The sequence below is a fragment of the Microbacterium sp. CFBP 8794 genome, from assembly GCF_014841235.1.
GTDB lineage: Bacteria > Actinomycetota > Actinomycetes > Actinomycetales > Microbacteriaceae > Microbacterium.
In genome coordinates, this window is the sequence record NZ_JACYTT010000003.1 from 243,805 (window position 1) to 261,065 (window position 17,261).

At 70.4% G+C, this 17,261-nt stretch carries 17 protein-coding genes; 8 read left to right on the top strand and 9 right to left on the bottom strand.

The genetic code is table 11. The features are described from left to right. Positions 1-2: 2 nt before the first annotated feature. A complete protein-coding gene (locus IFU19_RS08580) occupies positions 3-686 on the top strand; it encodes an esterase/lipase family protein (protein WP_192013440.1) in 684 nt (227 codons plus the stop codon). A gap of 51 nt (positions 687-737) precedes the next feature. Here IFU19_RS08580 and IFU19_RS08585 read toward each other — a convergent pair whose 3' ends face one another. The 3 genes from IFU19_RS08585 to IFU19_RS08595 are packed head-to-tail and all read right to left on the bottom strand — an operon-like array spanning position 738 to position 4,018. Beyond that, on the bottom strand, positions 738-2,591 hold the full coding sequence (locus tag IFU19_RS08585; protein ID WP_192013441.1) for a DUF2207 domain-containing protein: 1,854 nt from the start codon (positions 2,589-2,591) through the stop codon (positions 738-740). Between the two features lie 51 nt (positions 2,592-2,642). Beyond that, positions 2,643-3,434, bottom strand: coding sequence for a transglutaminase family protein (locus IFU19_RS17020; RefSeq protein ID WP_192013442.1), 792 nt, complete (start codon positions 3,432-3,434; stop codon positions 2,643-2,645). Further along, positions 3,431-4,018: a MarR family winged helix-turn-helix transcriptional regulator gene (locus IFU19_RS08595; protein ID WP_192013443.1), complete on the bottom strand. Its 588-nt coding sequence runs from the start codon at positions 4,016-4,018 to the stop codon at positions 3,431-3,433. Before IFU19_RS08595 ends, IFU19_RS17020 begins: the two co-directional genes overlap by 4 nt. An 81-nt stretch (positions 4,019-4,099) precedes the next feature. Here IFU19_RS08595 and IFU19_RS08600 point away from each other — a divergent pair, with 81 nt between their 5' ends. Continuing rightward, positions 4,100-4,477, top strand: coding sequence for a DUF7882 family protein (locus IFU19_RS08600; RefSeq protein WP_192013444.1), 378 nt, complete (start codon positions 4,100-4,102; stop codon positions 4,475-4,477). A 200-nt stretch (positions 4,478-4,677) separates the two neighbouring features. Here IFU19_RS08600 and IFU19_RS08605 read toward each other — a convergent pair whose 3' ends face one another. Beyond that, entirely contained in the window at positions 4,678-4,905 is a 228-nt protein-coding gene (locus IFU19_RS08605) for a hypothetical protein (protein ID WP_156458710.1), read from the bottom strand. Positions 4,906-5,051: 146 nt separating this feature from the next. Between IFU19_RS08605 and IFU19_RS08610 the strand changes: the two genes are divergently transcribed. Then, positions 5,052-5,642, top strand: coding sequence for a hypothetical protein (locus IFU19_RS08610; protein ID WP_192013445.1), 591 nt, complete (start codon positions 5,052-5,054; stop codon positions 5,640-5,642). A gap of 10 nt (positions 5,643-5,652) precedes the next feature. Here the strand turns inward: IFU19_RS08610 and IFU19_RS08615 are convergent, their stop codons facing one another. Further along, the gene (locus IFU19_RS08615) at positions 5,653-6,588 is read right to left on the bottom strand and encodes an aldo/keto reductase (RefSeq protein ID WP_055833833.1); all 936 of its coding nucleotides are present in this window, start codon (positions 6,586-6,588) and stop codon (positions 5,653-5,655) included. 48 nt (positions 6,589-6,636) lie between these two features. Next, entirely contained in the window at positions 6,637-7,980 is a 1,344-nt protein-coding gene (locus IFU19_RS08620) for a cell division initiation protein (RefSeq protein WP_192013446.1), read from the bottom strand. A gap of 573 nt (positions 7,981-8,553) precedes the next feature. Here IFU19_RS08620 and IFU19_RS08625 point away from each other — a divergent pair. Both IFU19_RS08625 and IFU19_RS08630 read left to right on the top strand, forming a co-directional pair. Beyond that, positions 8,554-9,249, top strand: coding sequence for a DUF998 domain-containing protein (locus tag IFU19_RS08625; RefSeq protein WP_055833836.1), 696 nt, complete (start codon positions 8,554-8,556; stop codon positions 9,247-9,249). Between the two features lie 44 nt (positions 9,250-9,293). Beyond that, entirely contained in the window at positions 9,294-9,479 is a 186-nt protein-coding gene (locus IFU19_RS08630) for a hypothetical protein (protein WP_156458711.1), read from the top strand. Here IFU19_RS08630 and IFU19_RS08635 read toward each other — a convergent pair whose 3' ends face one another. Next, entirely contained in the window at positions 9,480-11,954 is a 2,475-nt protein-coding gene (locus IFU19_RS08635; protein WP_191915760.1) for a LuxR C-terminal-related transcriptional regulator, read from the bottom strand. Positions 11,955-12,293: 339 nt separating this feature from the next. Between IFU19_RS08635 and IFU19_RS17025 the strand changes: the two genes are divergently transcribed. Then, complete coding sequence (locus IFU19_RS17025) at positions 12,294-13,934, top strand: polysaccharide biosynthesis tyrosine autokinase (protein ID WP_156458712.1); 1,641 nt, start codon at positions 12,294-12,296, stop codon at positions 13,932-13,934. 64 nt (positions 13,935-13,998) lie between these two features. Here IFU19_RS17025 and IFU19_RS08645 read toward each other — a convergent pair whose 3' ends face one another. Beyond that, the gene (locus tag IFU19_RS08645; protein WP_192013447.1) at positions 13,999-15,474 is read right to left on the bottom strand and encodes a sugar transferase; all 1,476 of its coding nucleotides are present in this window, start codon (positions 15,472-15,474) and stop codon (positions 13,999-14,001) included. A 342-nt stretch (positions 15,475-15,816) separates the two neighbouring features. On the opposite strand from IFU19_RS08645, the gene IFU19_RS08650 reads away from it, so the two are divergent. Together IFU19_RS08650 and IFU19_RS08655 are read left to right on the top strand one after the other, a co-directional pair. Then, positions 15,817-16,092, top strand: coding sequence for a helix-turn-helix domain-containing protein (locus tag IFU19_RS08650; protein WP_055833847.1), 276 nt, complete (start codon positions 15,817-15,819; stop codon positions 16,090-16,092). A 34-nt stretch (positions 16,093-16,126) separates the two neighbouring features. Beyond that, a complete protein-coding gene (locus IFU19_RS08655; RefSeq protein WP_192013448.1) occupies positions 16,127-16,540 on the top strand; it encodes a hypothetical protein in 414 nt (137 codons plus the stop codon). Here IFU19_RS08655 and tatC read toward each other — a convergent pair. Then, positions 16,529-17,260 (bottom strand): twin-arginine translocase subunit TatC, encoded by a 732-nt coding sequence (tatC, locus tag IFU19_RS08660; RefSeq protein ID WP_192013449.1) that lies wholly within the window; start codon positions 17,258-17,260, stop codon positions 16,529-16,531. The genes IFU19_RS08655 and tatC overlap by 12 nt on opposite strands. Position 17,261: the final 1 nt, after the last annotated feature.

A 17,261-nucleotide genomic window follows, 5' to 3' on the forward strand; every position in this document is an offset into this window, starting at 1 on the left:
ACATGGTGATCGCGAAGCTCCGCACCGGTATCCGCGACCTCGGGTGGTGGGTGCGCGACTACGTCTACGCCGTGCGCGGTCAAGTGCGGGCGCTCACCGGTCGGGACGCCCCCGATGCGCTCGCCGAGGGGAGCGGGACCCCGATCGTGCTGCTGCCCGGGATCTACGAGACCTGGCGCTTCATGGAACCCCTCGCGAAGGCCCTGCACGACCGCGGGCACCCGGTGCACGTCGTCACCGAGCTGGGCGGCAATCTTCGGCCCGTGGCCGACGCCGCCGATCGCGTCGCCGCGCTGCTCGTCGCGCGGGGGCTCGACGACGTCGTGCTCGTGGCCCACAGCAAGGGCGGGCTGATCGGCAAGCACGTCATGGCCTTCCATCCGGAGGGCGAGAGGGTGCGCGCCATGGTGGCCGTGGCCACGCCCTTCGGCGGCTCGCGCTACAGCCGGCTCATGCCCACCCCGTCGTTGCGGGCTTTTGCCTCGGGCGACGCGACCGTGCGCGCGCTCGCCGCTGCGGCCGAAGCGAACGTGCGGATCGTCTCGGTCTACGGTCTGTTCGACCCGCACATCCCCGAGGGGAGCGAGCTGGCGGGGGCGCGCAACGTCCGGCTCGCCGGTGGCGGGCACTTCCGCGTATTGGCCGACCCGCGGGTGATCGCGGAGGTCATCCGCGTCGCGGAGTGACGCCTCGCGGACGTCGTCCCGCCACGGTCTCGAGCTGCGGCCCCGACGGCGTCACCGACCGCCGCCGCCGCCTCCGCCCATTCCGCCGCCCGAGAAGCCCCCGCCGAACGACCCGCCCGAGAAGCTCCCGGATCCGCTCGTCGTGGCCGTCGCCGGGGCGCTGGCGGTGCGCATCGATCCCATCGTGGCGAGGAAGGCCGTCGACGAGAAGCCGTTCGAGCCGGCGTACCAGCCCAGCTCGCCGCCGTTCTCGCGCACACGCGTGTCGAGGACCTGCGCCCATTCGCGCTCGACTCCCCACACCACGGCCCACGGCAGAAGGCGCTCGTACAGGTGCAGCACGTGCGCCGAGTCCGCCGTGTCGACGGGGCGCCGCTCGGCTCCCTCGGGACTCTGCAGAACGCGCAGGCGGTCGGCCTCCGCGAGCTGCAGGTAGTCGCGCAGGCCCCGAAGGTGGTCGCGGGCGGGGGCGCCGGCGTCGGTGACGCGGTCGCGGTAGCGCAGCAGGACGAACGCCAGGATGCCGAGGACCACGGTCGCGGGAATCGCGGCGATCTGCCACCACGTGGGGGCCGTTCCCATCGCCGCGAAGATGAGGGCTCCCACCGCGACGACGAATGCCGCCACCGCGGTGATGCCGGCGCCGATCGAGAGGCCGTGACGCTGCGGGTGGGTCCATCCCCGCGCCCGCAGTTCTGCGGAGGCGCCGGGGGGAAGCGCCTGCAACGCCTTCGCCACGTCTTGCCGGTCGGGCCCCAGCACGACGCGGGCACCGGGCCGGGCTCCCGAGCCGAAGACGGCCGTGAGCACCGCGGCGTGCAGGGGGCTCGCGTCGTCGGTGCGCACGAGTTCGAGCATGAGGGTCTGCGCGTCGTCCCCTGACTCGACGATGCGCAGATGGCCCGCGATCGCCGCGTCGAGCAGAGCGGCGGGGATGCCGGCGCCCCCGCGCTGCACGAGTTCCGCGCCCTGCAGGACGTCGACGTCGGACGGTGGGGCGTACTCGGGCACGATGACCCCGCGCCCGGCGGCATCCCGCCCGCGGCGGCGCGCGACGACGGCGGTCCCGATTGCGGCCACCGCCAGGCCCACCGCGCCGAGGGAGAGCCCCGCCAGAGCGGGCGCCGCGTCGACGGAGAACTGCTCCATGGGAGTGCGGACGACTTCGCCCGGGACGAAGGTGCCGGGTGAGAAGCCCACCGCGACGGTGACGTTCTCACCCGCGCCGAGGTCCCGTGCCCCGGCGGTCCAGACGAGCGACCCCGTTGCATCCGAGGTGCGGGTGATGTCGCACCTCGCGTCGGAGCCCTGCTCTCCGACGTAGCACGCGGCCGCCCCGTCGATCGCCGTCGGTGAGAGCGACGAGTCGACGCTCAGTCGGACCGAGACCTCGCCGAACGGCTGCTCCCAGTCGGTGCCGTTGATGTCCCGGTAGAACTCGTCGGTGTCGGTGTCGGCGAACGACCGGATGGTGTCGCGCTGCGTGTACGAGATGACGTAGGTCTGCACGCCGCGCACGTAATCGTCGTCGCCCGTGAGCACCCGCACCTCGCGGCGCCCCTCCTCGATCTCGTAGGGCACGTCGGCGCCCGACGCGTCGGTGACCGACACGACACGGGTCTGCAACGGCACTCCGTCGTAATCGTCGGGGATCGCCCGCACGATGCCGCGGTTCTGATCCTCGTCGGGGAAGCGCGCCACGATGGTCTCGACGACGGCGAGCTCGGCGTGCCCGTCCGAGGTGCGCGACAAGCTCATGTCGGCGTCGAAGGAGTCGAAGGTGAAGTCGTCGGTGTCGGCCGCGGCCGGGCGGGGGATGGCGACGAGCAGAACCGCCAGTGCGAACACCGCCACGAGGGCAGCGGCGCGGCGAAGGGCTCGAGACGGCGGGGGGAAGACGTCCATGCTGCGACGTTACCGCGCGGGGTTCCGGCGGGGATCCCCCGTGAGGGGGACTCAGGGTAGGAGCACCGCGCCGCGATGGTCGTCGGTGGTGAAGGCGCCGATGGCGACGGCGCTGACCTCGACGGAAGACAACGTCATCGTTCCCGACAGCGTGGTGAGGAAGGCCGTGTCGGCAGCGTCCCGCCCCGTCGCGATGCGGACGAAGTGGGGGCGCGGCGCCAAGCGGGTGGCATCCACCACCTCCCACCGTCCGTCGACGAAGGCCTCGACGACGGCGTGGAAGTCCATGGGGGACAGGCCGGGGGCGTAGACGGAGACGAGTCGGGCGGGAACGCCCAGGGCGCGCAGAAGCGCGATCGTCACGTGGGCGTAGTCGCGACAGACCCCCTCGCGGCTGCGGAGGGTGTCGAGAGCGGTGTCGGTAGGCCCGCTGGACCCGCTCACGTAAGACAGCGCATCCGCGACCCACTGCGGCACGAGCGAGACCAATTCGCGGGGTGCGGCCCCGCCGAAGTTCGGGATGCCGTCACCCAGGGCGTCGGAGGGGACGTAACGGCTGGGCCGGAGGTAGCGCACGGCGTCGAGCTCATCCGAGGGAGCGGGGGCGGTCGGGCTCGTGACCTCGGCGTCGTAGTCGATCCGAACATGGCCGACCGGCAGCGTCACGCGATGCAGGCGTCCGCCGTGGTGGTCGACGCTCTCGTTGACGGGCAGCACCCCGGCTGTGGTGCGCACCTGGAGTCGCTCGTCATCCGTCCACCCCGAGGCGGCCGCGATCGAGAGGACGACGTCGGCGTCGCTGTCGACCTGGAGCTCGATGGCCGCGGTGACTCGCGCTCTCACGCCGCCACGTCCGGGACGGTCTCGGGAACGACGGCCGAGGGGGAGGCGGCGGGGACCCCCGCGATCGCGCAACACGGGTCTCCCGTCGAGGCGCAGGCGTTCGTCACGGCGCACCGCATGCGCCCGAGGAAGGCGGTGACCGCCGTCGTCTCGGCTTCGGTCATTCCGCGGGTGGCCTGCATCATGCGTCGATGCATCGCCGCCAACGTGTCGCGCATCTCGTCGTCGGCGTGGATCGTCGCAGACACGAGCACCTTCCGGCGATCCGTCGGGTGCGGACTCCTCCGCACGTGGGCACTCTTCTCGAGACGGTCGAGCAGCGCGGTGATGGATGCCGTCGACACGCCGAGATGGCGCGCCAGGTGGATCGGAGTGACGTCCTGACCCGACCCCGCCGCCCGCGTCAGATAGCGCAGAACGAGCAGCTCGTTCTCGCCCATCGCCATCGAGTCCTGGGTGCGACGGCGCATGGCCATCTCGGCGCTGCGATACGCACGCAGTGCCTCCATGACCCGGGATCCCCGTTCGTCGTCGGCGCTTTCGCTGTACCAGTACGACGGAGGCGTGCTGCTTTCGGTCGTCATCCGGTCCCCTAATATCTTGTTTGCCTATTCGCTAGTCTAACTAGTAAGTTCTCAAACAAGCAACGAGCAGAGGGGTACACCATGGCCAAGCTTTTCTACGGCACGACCGTCGAGCCGATCATCATCGAGGACCGACTGCTGGCACACGTGAAGGTCGTCGTGGCGACCAAGCTCCGTCGTGGCGAGAGCTTCACCCTGTCGTGGGTGCACGGCCCGAACGAACCGGCCGGACGCTCGACGATCTGGCTGCAGCCGTCGATCCCCCTGCGGTTCGTCTTCGACTCCGAGCAGCCCGAGTCCCTCGACCAGAACATCCTCAAGCGCATGGCCAACGACGCGAACTCCTCGCGCGGACTCAGCCTCGACGGAATGCTCGACGCAGCTCCGGCGGCCGAGGCCCCGGCGCGTCCGGCGCCCCGATCCGCGACCGCGACGCGCTCGCTCGCCCGCGTCGCGTGATCGGGGGCCCGCCGGGGGCCCCGACTGCCGCACCGCCGGCCCGCACGCGCATCGACGCCGATCTCGCGGCGGCGATGCGTGACACAGCGCAGAACCTCACCTCACGTCCGTCGCAAGAGAGAAGCTCATGAACCCCGTCGCCGCCTGGGACCTGCCCACCGAACCGATCTCGGTCGTCTTGATCGAAGACCGGGAAGCGGTCACTCCCCGCTGACGCGCTTCGTGGGCTCGTCCGTCGCCCGCTCGCTCGCGGCGCCTTCGCGGCGGATGCGCAGCGCTCCCAGGGCGAGGATGATCGTCCCGACCACCAGGAACGCGACCTTGGGTCCCGTCGGCGAGTCCGCGGCGAGAAAAAGCGTCGGGGCGGCGAAGACGAGAGCCGCGATGCCGCAGAGGAAGACTCCCGCAAACGGTCGGATCGACGTCATGAGCTTCCCCTCCTCGTGGATGTCGAGCACAGCCTAGCGAAGCGGGTCGGGCGGCGATCCCTAGCGCTCCCCGGCGTCCGCGTCCACCACCGCGCGGTCGGTCGCCGCGGTGGGTACCGTTACGCGGACCGACGAAGGGAACCCCCGTGCGCCTCCGACCGGCCGTTCTGGCCATCTCCGTACTTTTCGCCTCGCTGGCCCTCGCTCCCGCGGCGGCACAGGCCACGACGGGACCGGCGGTGACCATCGACCCGGCGGCCGTGGCGATCGGCGAGACCACCACCGTCACGGCGACAGGTCTCGGGGGCCTCGAGACGGCCACCTTCGGGATGGATGCCACCGACGCCGCGGCCTTCGACGGAGACGGCGTCGACGCGGGCGGGACGACCGCCCGCGTCGCGGTGGTCGACGGATCAGCGACCGTCGAACTCATCCCGACGCGCGCCGGTGAGATCGTGGTCGCGGTCGGCACGGGGGAGTCGACGTTGGCGCAGGCGACGGTCACCGTCACCGCGGCGACGTCGGAGCCGGTTCCGGCGACCTCGGCGCCCTCGTCGGCACCCGAGTCGTCCGCCTCCCCCTCGGCGGGGGAGGATTCCGCTCAGGCGGAACCCGACGCCGAGGCGGAGACAGGTCGACTCGCGTTCGTCCTCGTTCCGCTGATCGCCGCCGTCATCGTCGGAGTCGGCCTCATCGTCGTGATCTCCCGCAGTCGCCGGGGGCGTCGCGGCGACTGAGACACACCGGTCAGGGGACGACGTAGCCCGCGGCGCGCACGAGCGCGTACCACTCGGCGCGGGTGAGGTCGATGTCGGAACCCGCCGCAGCCTCGGTGAGGCGCTCGGGCGTGGTGGTGCCGAGCACCACCTGTATTCCGGCCGGGTGTCGGGTGATCCACGCGACCGCGATCGCGAGGGGCGTCACCCCGTAGCGCGCGGCGAGCTCGCCGATGACCGTGTTGAGCTCGGCGTAGGCCGGGTTGTCGAGGAAGACCCCACCACCCCGCGATCCCTGCAGCGGAGACCAGGCCTGCAGGGTGATGCCCTCGATGCGGCAGTACTCGATCAGGCCGCCCCCGTCGAGCACGGCCGACTGCGCCGTGCCCTCCATGTTCGCCGCGAGCCCCTGGGTGAGCAGGGGCGCGTGGGCGATGGACAGTTGCACCTGGTTGGCCACGAGAGGCTGGCGTACGGCCGTGCGCAGCAGATCGATCTGACGCGGTGTGTGATTCGAGACGCCGAACGCCCGCACCTTGCCCGCGGACTCGAGGTGGTCGAAAGCCCGAGCCACTTCGTCGGGCTCGACGAGGGCATCGGGGCGGTGGAGAAGAAGCACATCGACGTAGTCGGTGCGCAGAGCCCGCAGGGATTCTTCGACCGATGACACCAGGTGGTCGTACGAGAAGTCGAAGTACGGCCCCTCCCGAACGATCCCCGCTTTGGTCTGCAGGCGGATCTCCGACCGTTCGGCCGAGTCGAGCGACAGGGCTTCGGCGAACCGGCGTTCGGCGGAGTGCAGTTCGGCCGCGTAGATGTCGGCGTGGTCGAAGAAATCGATTCCCGCGTCGCGCGCGGCGCGGTAGAGCCGGCGGACGTCCTCGTCGCTCTTCCCGTCGATCCGCATCATTCCGGCGACGACGTGGGGGACTCGAGTGCCGGAGGGGCCGAGGGGGACGGTGCGCATGCTTCCCACGTTAGCCGGGGAGCTCCGGGAGAGCATGCGCGCCAAACGTCAGCTGGGAGGATCGACCTCGTCGTCCTCGTGCGCGCCGACCGTGACGTCTCGTTCCACCTCGGTGTGCTTCTCGTCGTGTTCGGTACTCGAAGCCGGTGCGTCGTCTTCGAGGTCGAGACCCGTCGACCCACCGCGGGGCACAGCGCGCAGAAGCTCGTTCATCTCGGCCATGAAGCTGCTCAACTGCTGCTGCTGCCACCGCAGATCACGGGTTCGGTCCTCGGCGTCTCGGAGGACCGACGCCGCGTGCGTCGTGATCGTGTCGGCGATGCGCTGTGCTTTCTCGCGGGATCCGTCGAGGATGTCGCGCGCGCGCACGTGCGTGTCGGCCTCGACCTGCTGCGCCTGGGCGCGGGCCAGCCGCTCGTAGTCGTCGGCCCGGGCGCTGATCCGGCGCGCGTGCTCGAGTGCCGCCGCCACCTGATCGCTCGCATCGGAGGTGATCCGCTCGGCGTGGGCGACCGCTTGGTTGTGCAGCACGAGGAACTCCTGCTGCGCATCGTCTTGCCGTCGCGTGAGGGATTCTTCGAACTCGAGCACCCGCGCGGTCATCTCGCGGACGTCGCGCTCCGCCTTCGCGCGAAGATCCCCCGTCTCGCGAGACACCATCGAACGCAGGGCGGCCGCGCCCTTCTCGGCTTCGGTGCGCACCGCCACGGCCTCGCGTTCCGCCTGCGACACCCGTTCGGCGGCGTGCGCGCCTTCGCGCTCGAGACGCGCGGCGTGCGCCGTCGCCTCCGTCTCGATGCGGAGGCGGATCTGGTCGGCGTCGTGCTGGGCTTCGGCACGGAGGCGGGACTGCTCGGCGACGGCGTCCTCGCGGATGGAGGCGGCTTCGTCGTGAGCGCTCGTCAGCAGGCGCTCCGCCTGCCCGACGGCGTTCTGCACGAGCACGGTCGCCTGTTCTTCGGCGACGCGCAGGATCGCATCGAACTGCTGTCGCCCCTGTTCGGGATCGATGTCCTCTCCGAGCCGGGCGGCGAACTCGCCGGACAGCGCCGATGCCCGTGTCTCGGCCTCGGCGGCACGCGCCGCCGCTTCGCGCAGACGTTCCTGCAGCTCGCCGTTCTCTTCGCTGTGCCGCCGCGCAGCCTGCTCGAGCTCGTCATCATGCTCCGCGCGCTGCTGGGCGAACATCGCTTCGGCGCGCATCTTCGCGTCGTGCGCGTCGTCCGCCGCCCTTCGCAGACGTTCACCGAGTTCACGAACGGCTTCGTCGACGACGTCGCGATCGTAGCCGCGGAAGCCGACGGGGAAGATGGGCGCCCCTTCGTCGCCGTTCTCGGACGCCTGAAGAAGGGCATCCAGGCCGGTCTCGTGGTCGGCGCGGTCGTCGGTCACGGGGTCCTCCTCGGGGTGGCGCGTCCGATCCGGGCGCCCTTTGATTCAACCCCATCGGCGTGCGGGCGTAAGGCGTTCGGAGGAGGCTCTAAGGGGATGCGCGGTCTCGCGGCCGGGTGCCGAGGCGGCGAGACCGCGCATCCGAGAGTGAGCGATCGCGGTGGAAGAGTTCGAATCTTGGGGGAGAACAACTCGACGATCGCTCGATCTCGAGGATTGCATCGATCCGACCCGGCTGGTGCGTAGATCCCCCCTTTTTCACCCCGGCGCTCGCCCCACCCGGAGTGCTCCGGTGAATGGGCGCGCCGGCGCCCGTTACGACCGGGTCGTCGACGCGAGGTACCGCCGAAGGGGGAAAGGTGCGGGCAGAGCGAGACATTCAGCAATGCGGCCCCCCGGCTCGCAGGCGACGTGCTCGCTCTGCCCGCGGATCCAGCATCGGGTGCGCCGCGCGAGCAGGCGGACCAGGGCGTGGGGAATTCACCCCGCTGGATCGACAGATCACCTCGGCGTCGGACAGCCCGGGGTGAAGCGATAATGTGGCCGAGCCCCGTTGTCCCCCAGGAGGAGTCGATGATCGACACCGTCGACCAGTCCGCGCCCGCACGATCACGGGTGAGACCGCCTCGACCCGCCACGCTCGCGACCGTGGGGGGATCGGCCGCTTTCGTCAGTGCCGCGCTCATCTGGGTCTGCCGGGGTGTGGACCCGAGCGTGCAGTACGTCAGCCAGCTCGGTGCGACCGGCATGCCCACGGCGCCGCTGTTCAATCTCGCGCTGCTTCTGCTCGCCATCGCGGCGGTGCTCGTCGATCGCGCCCTCGTCGGTCGAGGCGGGGGATACGTCGTCGGATGGCCGGTCGCCACGACCCTGCTGGTGTGCGGGCTCTGCTTCGCCGTGGCCTCGGTCATCACGTGCTCCCCGGGCTGCCCGGTTCCGTTCACCCCGGGCGCACAGGTGCAAGACCTCTTTCACATCTCGTTCGCCGTGCTGGGGTTCGTCCTCGCCATCGTGGCGATGGGCCAGGTAGCGGCTCTGCGACGACGGCCGTGGATGCGCGCGGCGAGCGTCATGACCCTCGTGGCCGTCGGGGTGACGTCGTTCACCGGCGCCATGCTCTCGCTCTTCGGCGGGGACACGGTGCTCGGAGGCAACCTGGAATTCACTGCCGCGACGCTGGCGATCGCCTGGTTCGGCGTCTTCGGCCTGCAGGTGGCGGCCGATGAGCGGGCGGCTCCGGGGCGTCGGTCCACCCGACCGGTCTCCTGAGGTCGCGGGGCGAGCCCTGCGGGCGAGAGGTTAGCGTTGTCGCCGTGACTCGACGACGTGTATGGCAGATCGTGATGTTGCTGGCTCCGCTGGCGGCGCTGATCGTCGTCGTCGCGGTCCTGCGCGGTGCCGGGGTTCCCCTGTCGGTGCCCGGGGTGATCGTCGTCCTGGTGCTGCTGGTCGTGGCTCGCGTCGTCGTCGGTCGACTGCGTCGGCGCCGGCCCAAGTGATCAGGCCTCCGTCTCGATCTCGATGAGGCCCCACGCGTGGGCCGCGCGGATCGCGCTGGAGCGGTCGGACACCTCGAGCTTGCGGTACAGGCTCTGCAGCTGGGTCTTGACCGTGTTCGGCGACACGACGAGGACCCGTGCGATGTCGGCGATCGTCGAGGTGGGCGTCAGGTGGGCGAGCACGACCTGCTCGCGCTTGGTGAGGTGCGGCACGCTGACGGATGATGCGAAGAACGAGCGCCGTTCGCTCACCCGCTCTCGCGCAGCGGGCGTCAGCATCTGAAGGACCAGCGCGCGGTCCTCCGGTGCGACGGCGCTCCACGGACTCCACAGATCGTGCTGGATGCTCAACGACTCCGCGCGTTGCGCGGCGGTGCGATGTGCGCTCACCCCGTTGAGGCGGACGTCGGCCACCACGCTGACGACGAGACTCTCGAGAGCCGCGCGCGGAGCGGGCTCGTGGTGCAGACCCCATTTGACGCTCATGACGAACGCTTCGTGCGTCCGCCCCGCGTACAACTGCGACAGTGCGATCGCCGGCGCGGTGGCCGGAGAAAGAGAGAACGGCCCTTCGAAGAGGGCGAGCGCCTTGCGCGCCTGTCGCAGCGCGATCAGGACTTTCGCCCGCGCGGTGAGGAGCTGGGTCGACTGGTAGTGCGAGGGCGGGGTGCTGCGCGCGCGAACGGCCCAGACCCGGAGCAGACCCAGGGAGTCGGATGCCGCTCCCGAGAGCAGGAAGGCGAGGGCGTGGATCGACGCGGCGTACGGCCAGAGCTCACGCGCTCCCCGGGTCGACGGGATCTGGTCCAGCAGCGCCCGAGCCGACGCCGGATCCCCTCCCTCCAACTGCAGCCATGCCGTCGCGACGCGGAGCCCTTCTCCCCAGGGGGACGCCGTCCAGTTGTCGTCTCGGTTCTGGCCCACGATGCCCGACGCTCCCCGGACGTCGCCGTCGAGGAGCGCGATGACCGCGAGCGCCCCTCTCACGCGTGATCGGCCGGCGGGTGAGGCGAGGCGTTCCGATTGACGGAGGGACTGCGCCGCGTCGCGCAGTCGCCCCATCGCGAACGCGGTCATGCCCGCTTGGTACCACCCCTCGGCGGAAGCCTCCGGCTCCGCATCGCGGTGGCGGCGGAGGCCGTCGACGAGGAGCGACGCCGACTCCGTGGCGAGAGCGAAGCGCCCGGCCGCCCTCAGGAGACTGATGCGCAGAGTCAGAGCCTCGAGGTTGCTCGCCGCCGCGGCCGTCTTCGCATCGGGGAGGCGGCCCAGTGCGGAGACGGCGAGCCCGGGAGTCTCGGGTGACAGCGCCGTATCGGGGTCGAGCGCGAGGAGCACGTCGATCGAGAGGGGGTCGGTCGGCGCGCTGTCGCGCAAGCGCCCCACCAGGTGAGCGAAGCTGTCCGCGTCGCGAGCCCAGATCTCCGGAGCGGAATCTCGCAGCACCGATGCCAGCGTCTGCCACTGTTCGGCGTCCGCCGCGATCTGCGCGGCGAGCAAGGGTTCGCCCGCTTCGACGAGATGATTCAGCAGGCTCAGACGGGCGGTCGTCACCACCCCCGGCGTACGTGCCGAGATGTCGCGCAACCATTGCTCGCGGATGGGCTCGGCGAGGACGAGCCGTGTCGAGCTCGGCCAGACCAGACCCGCGTGTTGCAGGTGCACGAGGAGTTCCGCCGTCGAACCCGTCGTGGAGTCGATGCCCATCGCCTCCGCGAGTGCCGCGTTGATGAAGGGGGCGACCGCGAGCAGGCGAACCTCGTCGGTGATCGGGATATCGAGCCGTTGCTCCATGTCGGAGGTCAGAGCCGCGCCCGCGTAGTCGGCGACGGCGATCGCCTCTTCGCGCGTTCTCAGCGGCAGGCCCTCCAGACGGAGCCGGGCGCTTGCGAGCTGGCCGAGCGCGGGCCATCCGTGGGTGCGCTCGGCGAGTTCGTCGGTGGCGGCCTCGGTGGTCTCGACCCCGTTCAGCGCCAGGACGAGTGCGAGCTCGTCACGTGTCATCCGCAGGCGAGCGGCCGGCACGACATGGACGTCGAACTCGAGAGCCACGAGTGGGCTCTCCAGACCGGTGGCGTACCGGGTGCCCACGACGATTCGCAGCTCGGAATCGGCGTGAAGCATCTGCAGAAGGTGTTCGGAGGAGACGCCGACGCCCTCGACGTGATTGTCGACCAGCAGCACATGCCGCGACGGCCCGCTGGCGAAGCTCTCGGCGATGCGGTCGATGCTCTCGGGCGGCGTGAGGTTGCCGTCGATGAGCTGCACACCGATCTCGGTGTCGTCTTGCAGGGTGAGCGCGAACTGGCGCAGCAGGGAGGTCTTCCCGACCCCGGTGGGTCCGCGCAGCAGCACGATGTCGCTCGCGAGGGCCTCGCGCAGATGAGAGATCGGCCCCTCGCGCGGTGCCCAGAAACGGCTCGTCCGCCGGGTCACGCGCGCTCCGGCCGGAAGGGTGTCCACATCGATCAGCATCGTCATCTCCACTAGGGCGGGGCCTCCCCCCGAAGGGTGGGAGTTCTCGGCGCGGCACGTCTCGGCCGCTTGGTGCTGATCCTGAGGGTGAGGACCGGGCGAACTCGGCGGAGAACAGGTCTTTCATCCCCCTCGTCACCCCGGCATCACCCCATCCGCATCACCCCATCCGCATCACCCTCTTCTCGACTGCCGACCGGCATCCCCTGCGGTTCGTGTCGTGAGTGTCTCGCCCGCCACCCCGGCCGTCCGTGCCGAGAGAAGCGTCCTCGCGCCTGTGCCTATGCTGCGGGCGACCCGACGGTCTCGCCGTCGCGTCATGCGAAAGGCGGACACAGAGTGGACATTCAGCGAGTGATGCGCATCTTGCGCGCCTACTGGAAGGCGATCGTCGTGATGACGGTCCTGGGAGGGCTGGCCGGACTCGGGTGGAGCGCCACGCAGGCGCGGGTGTACTCCGCCGACGCGAGCGGGTACGTGGCGGCCGTGGCGTCGGACGGTTCGACGGGTGCCGCCCTTGCCGGCGACCAGTTGGCGCTGTCCAAGGTCAAATCGTTCATCGACATGGGGTACTGGCGCAGCGTCGCCGATACGGCTCGACAGCAGCTCGGCCTCTCCGACAGTCCCGAGGCTCTCGTGGAGCGCATCCGCGTCTCCAACCCGGTCGACACCGTGAACGTCCGCGTCGACGCCACCGGGGCGACCCCGGAATCGGCCCGCGATCTCGCCGAGGCGTGGATCCGCGCGATGACGACGCAAGTGGACGAGCTCGAGTCGGGGGGCAGTGGTCAGGGCGCGGTGCGACTCGTCGCCGGCGACTCGGCGCGACTGCCGACCTCGCCGTCCTCACCGAACGTACGACTGGACGTGATGATCGGTGCGCTTCTCGGCCTCGTCGCCGGTGTCGTGTTCGCGCTGGTGCGACGCACCTTCGACCGACGGTTGCGGTCGGCCAGCGACATCACCGATGCCGTCGATGCGTCGGTGGTCGGTGTGCTCCCGGTGGACAAGGAGTTGGCGGCGGGGCGCGCCGTCTTCTCGTTCGACGACATCCGCGACGGGCGCGGGTCGTTCGCCCACAAGGAGGCCATGCGCGAACTGCGCACGAACCTCCAGTACGTCGACGTCGACCGCCCGGCGCGCATCATGGTGGTCACCAGCCCGCTCCCCGGCGACGGCAAGTCCACCACCGCCGCGAACCTGGCGGTGAGCATCGCGGCGACCGGGCAGTCGGTCATCCTCGTCGACGCCGATCTCCGTCGCCCTGTTCTGGGCGGCATGTTCGGGTTCTCGGACGACGTGGGCCTCTCCGACGTCCTCGCCGGCCGCGCGCAGATCGAACAGGTCGCCCATCAGGTCGACGAACACGGACGGCTCTTCGTCGTGGCCGCGGGGCGAACCCCGCCCAACCCGAGCGAGATGGTCGGGTCGAAGCGCATGCAGGCGCTGTCGCGGAAGCTCGCCGAGGATCTGGTCGTCATCGTCGATTCGCCTCCGACGCTCGCCGTCGCCGACGCCGCGGTGATCGCGAGCTGGGCCGACGGGACCGTCCTCGTGGTGACGGCCGGGCGCACCACCGACGACATGCTGACGCGGGCAACCGCGAACATCGCGAAGACGCGAGGGCACCTGCTCGGAGTCGTGCTGAACCGCGCGCCGCTCCGTGGGGCGGATTCGGGCTATTACGGGATGCAGTACGGCGGCTACTACGGCTACGGAATCGGTCGCACCGAGAAGAGCACGTGGTGGCGGCGGGTGCTGCGGAAGTCGTCGACCGAGCCCGGCGCGGCCGAGGAACACGGCAAGCGGCGCACGTCGGCCGACCTTCCCGCCGAGAACGTCAGCGCCCTCCGCCCCCTGTCTCATCGGAGGACAAAGGATCGGGACGCGGGTGAAGCTACGAGTGAAGTTGAGGTGGTGCGCACGTCTGAGCCGCCGGTCGACGCGGGCGCCCCGCGCCGACGACGCACGACCCCCTGACGCTTCCTCGCAGACACGACGAAGGCGCCGACCCGTCCGGGTGGGCGCCTTCGTCGTTTCCGTGTCAGTGCGCGGTGGACCCGGGCGCGACCACCGCCTTGAAGGTGCGGGCGAGGATCACGAGGTCTCCGATGAACGACCAGTTCTCGACGTAGAAGAGGTCGAGCCGGATGGCGTCGTCCCACGCGAGGGCCGAGCGTCCGCTGACCTGCCAGAGGCCGCTCATACCGGGCCGGACGATCAAGCGCCGGTGCGCATCGTCGTCGTAGAACTCGACTTCGGCGTCGCGCTGCGGGCGCGGTCCGACGAGACTCATCTGCCCGCCCAGGACGTTGAAGAGCTGCGGGAGCTCATCGAGGGAGTACTTCCGCAGCCAGCGACCGACAGGGGTGATCCGCGGGTCGTTGTCGATCTTGAACAAGGGCGTTCCGTCGCGCCCCTGTGCGGCCAGAAGGCCGTGCAGGCGGGCATCCGCCCCGTCGACCATCGAGCGGAACTTGAGCATGCCGAAGTGCGAGCCCCCCTGGCCGACGCGCTCCTGGCGATACAGAATCGGTCCCGGTCCCGACGCGCGGACGAGCCCGGCCAGCACGAGCAGTATCGGAGACAGGAGAAGAACCAGGGTGCCGGCGCCGACGATGTCGAAGGCGCGCTTGAGCACCCGTTGTCTGGCGGAGTACTGGGGCGTCTCGATGTGCACGAGGGGGAGTCCGGCGACGGGGCGGGTGTGCAGGCGAGGCCCGGCGACGTCGGTCAGGTTCACGGCGACGATCAGGTGCTGGCGGCCGGGATCGAGGCTCCAACCGATCCGGCGGATGTCGTGAGAGTCGAGCAGAGCGCCGCCCGAGACGAGGATGCTGTCGGCATCGAGCACGCGAAGTTGCTCGCGCAGGAGATCGGCCTGCTGCTCCGTCCACGTCGGACCGGACGACGCGCGCGCCAGGGGGCGTACCCCGACCACATGGAGTCCCGCGGCGGGCTGGCGGGCCAGCTCGGCGGCCACGCGCGCGTTCTCTTCGTCTGCGCCGACCAGCACGACCCGCGCCCCCATGGCTCCGGACCGTCTCTTGCCGGCGAGCCATCGGCGGCAGAGGACCCGCCCACCGAGCAGGGCCGCGGAGCCGACGGGGAGGCTGAGGAGGAAGTACCCGCGCGAGAGGTCGGCGCTGGTCAGGTAGGCGGCGATGGCGACGATCCCGAAGACCTGGGTGGAGGCGGCGAGCACGAGCCGGTACTCCGTGACGCCGTAGCCCACCACGCGGGGGTGTCGGCTCCCCCAGAGGCCGAGGGCGAGGAGCCACGCCAGACAGAGGCCGACCGACACCGTCGTGTAGTCGACGGCGACCGAAGCCACGTCGACGGGGTGCGGCCCCAGCCAGAGCAGCTGGGTGCCGACGACGGCGATGACGACGACGAGGGCGTCGACGACGACCACGAGTCGGGCGTATCGACGCTGCCAGGTACTGCGTCGGGGCGACTCGAGCGGGGTGAGCCGCGCCAGCCGCGCGGGTGACTCGGTGAGTGAGACGGCAGGATTCATGGGTGCTCCGCAGTCCGGGCCCGGGGGACATTCACTGGAGAGCCGCGCCGGGATGGAAGCGGCCGTGGGCGCGGGGACTCTCTCATCGCGTCGGAGTGCGGAGGGCAGAGCGCCGGCTGAGTGGGCGCGGGTGAAGAGAGCCCCTCGTGCCGGTGCGGCAGGCCGCCCGCTCGTCGCGTGGGCGGGCACCGGCGGCGAGTTCCCGTCTCGGATCGCCTGGCGCGTCACCCGACGGCTTCTGGGCGTCACCTCGACGCGGTGAGGCTGCGGCCAGGAGCTTCCTCGCGATCACGGCATGTTTGCATGTGTATGTGAGCGTGAGTCCCCGAGCAAGCTGGGAGCATGACCGACGCGCCCGATCCCTGGAACGACTTCGTCCGCGAGTTGGGAGTGCGGCTTCTCCGTGCCCGGGCAGACAAACGGATGTCGCAGGAGCAAGTGGCGCACGCCGCGGGGCTGGCGACCTTCACGTACCGCAAGCTCGAGAAGGGCGAGTCCAACCCGGGCACCGCGGCGAATCCGCGGCTTCGCACTCTGGTAGCCCTCGCCGAGGTGCTGGAGGTTCCGCTGCGGGACCTTCTGCCCACCCCTCCCGAAGGCCTCGCTCCCGGCCGCTGAGGGCGGTGTCGGAGGTGTGCGATTTACTTATTTCGTGCCCGCCGATGTTCGGGTCGCCGGTGTCGCCGGCGGCTCCACGAGAGAGGTGTCAGGCATGGAACGGCGAGTAGCTGCCGAAGACGTCGAACGGCGAGCGCGGTGCGCGTTCGAGTGGTGCACGACGGATCACGGTGCGACGGTGCACCCCGACGATGAGGATCACCGCAGCGAGGGGTGGGGGTGGCCCGGCCGCGTTCGCGACGGCCGAGGGAGCGGGCCGGGAATCGTGACCGTGCTCGAGGTCGGCGTGCTCCGTCGCACCGATGACGCCGCGGCGTGGATCGTCATCGAGACCGGTATCGGCACCTCGCTCGCGTTGTCGCCCGAGGCTGCGCAGACCCTTGCGCGTCGACTTCTCGACGACGGCGACGTCAGGGCGGTATCCGCCGCTCCGGGCTCAGCCGGCTGAGAGGGCGCGGCGCGCGGATCGACGGTCGTGCACCCACGCCCACGCCGCGGCGCCGATGTACAGCAGGCACAGCGGCAGGGCGATGAGGGCCATGCTCATCATGTCGGAGGGAGGGGTGACCGTCGCCGAGAAGATGATGATGACGACCAGAGCGACACGCCATCCGCGAATGATGGATCGCGCGCTCAGCACCCCGACCGCGTTCAGCGCGATGATTCCGAGGGGGGAGACGAAAGAGATCCCGACCCCGACGATCAGTTTGAGGAGGAAGTCGAAGTACTGGCTCGCGGTGAGCATCGTCGAGGAGCCGACGGGGGCGAAGCCGGCGAGCAGGGTAACGATCTGGGGGACGACGATCCACCCGAACCAGGCTCCAGCAAGAAAAAGCGGGACTGCGGTGCCGACGAAGACGATGCCGATCCGCCGTTCGCGCGAGGTCAGGCCGGGAACGAGGAACGCCCAGACCTGGTAGAGCCAGACGGGCGCGGACAGAACGATGCCGAGGGTCATCGCGATCTTGAAGCGCAGGTCGAACGCCTCGCCCAGACGTGTGAAGTTCAAACCGGTCAGCGACGGCCCCTGAATGTGCGTGAGCGGGGCAGCAGCGGCTTCGATGACGACGTCGGAGAGGGCGAAGCCGGCGATTCCGGCGACCACGACGGCTGCGGCCGAGATGGCGATCCGCCGACGGAGTTCCGCGAAGTGGGAGAGGAGGGGCATG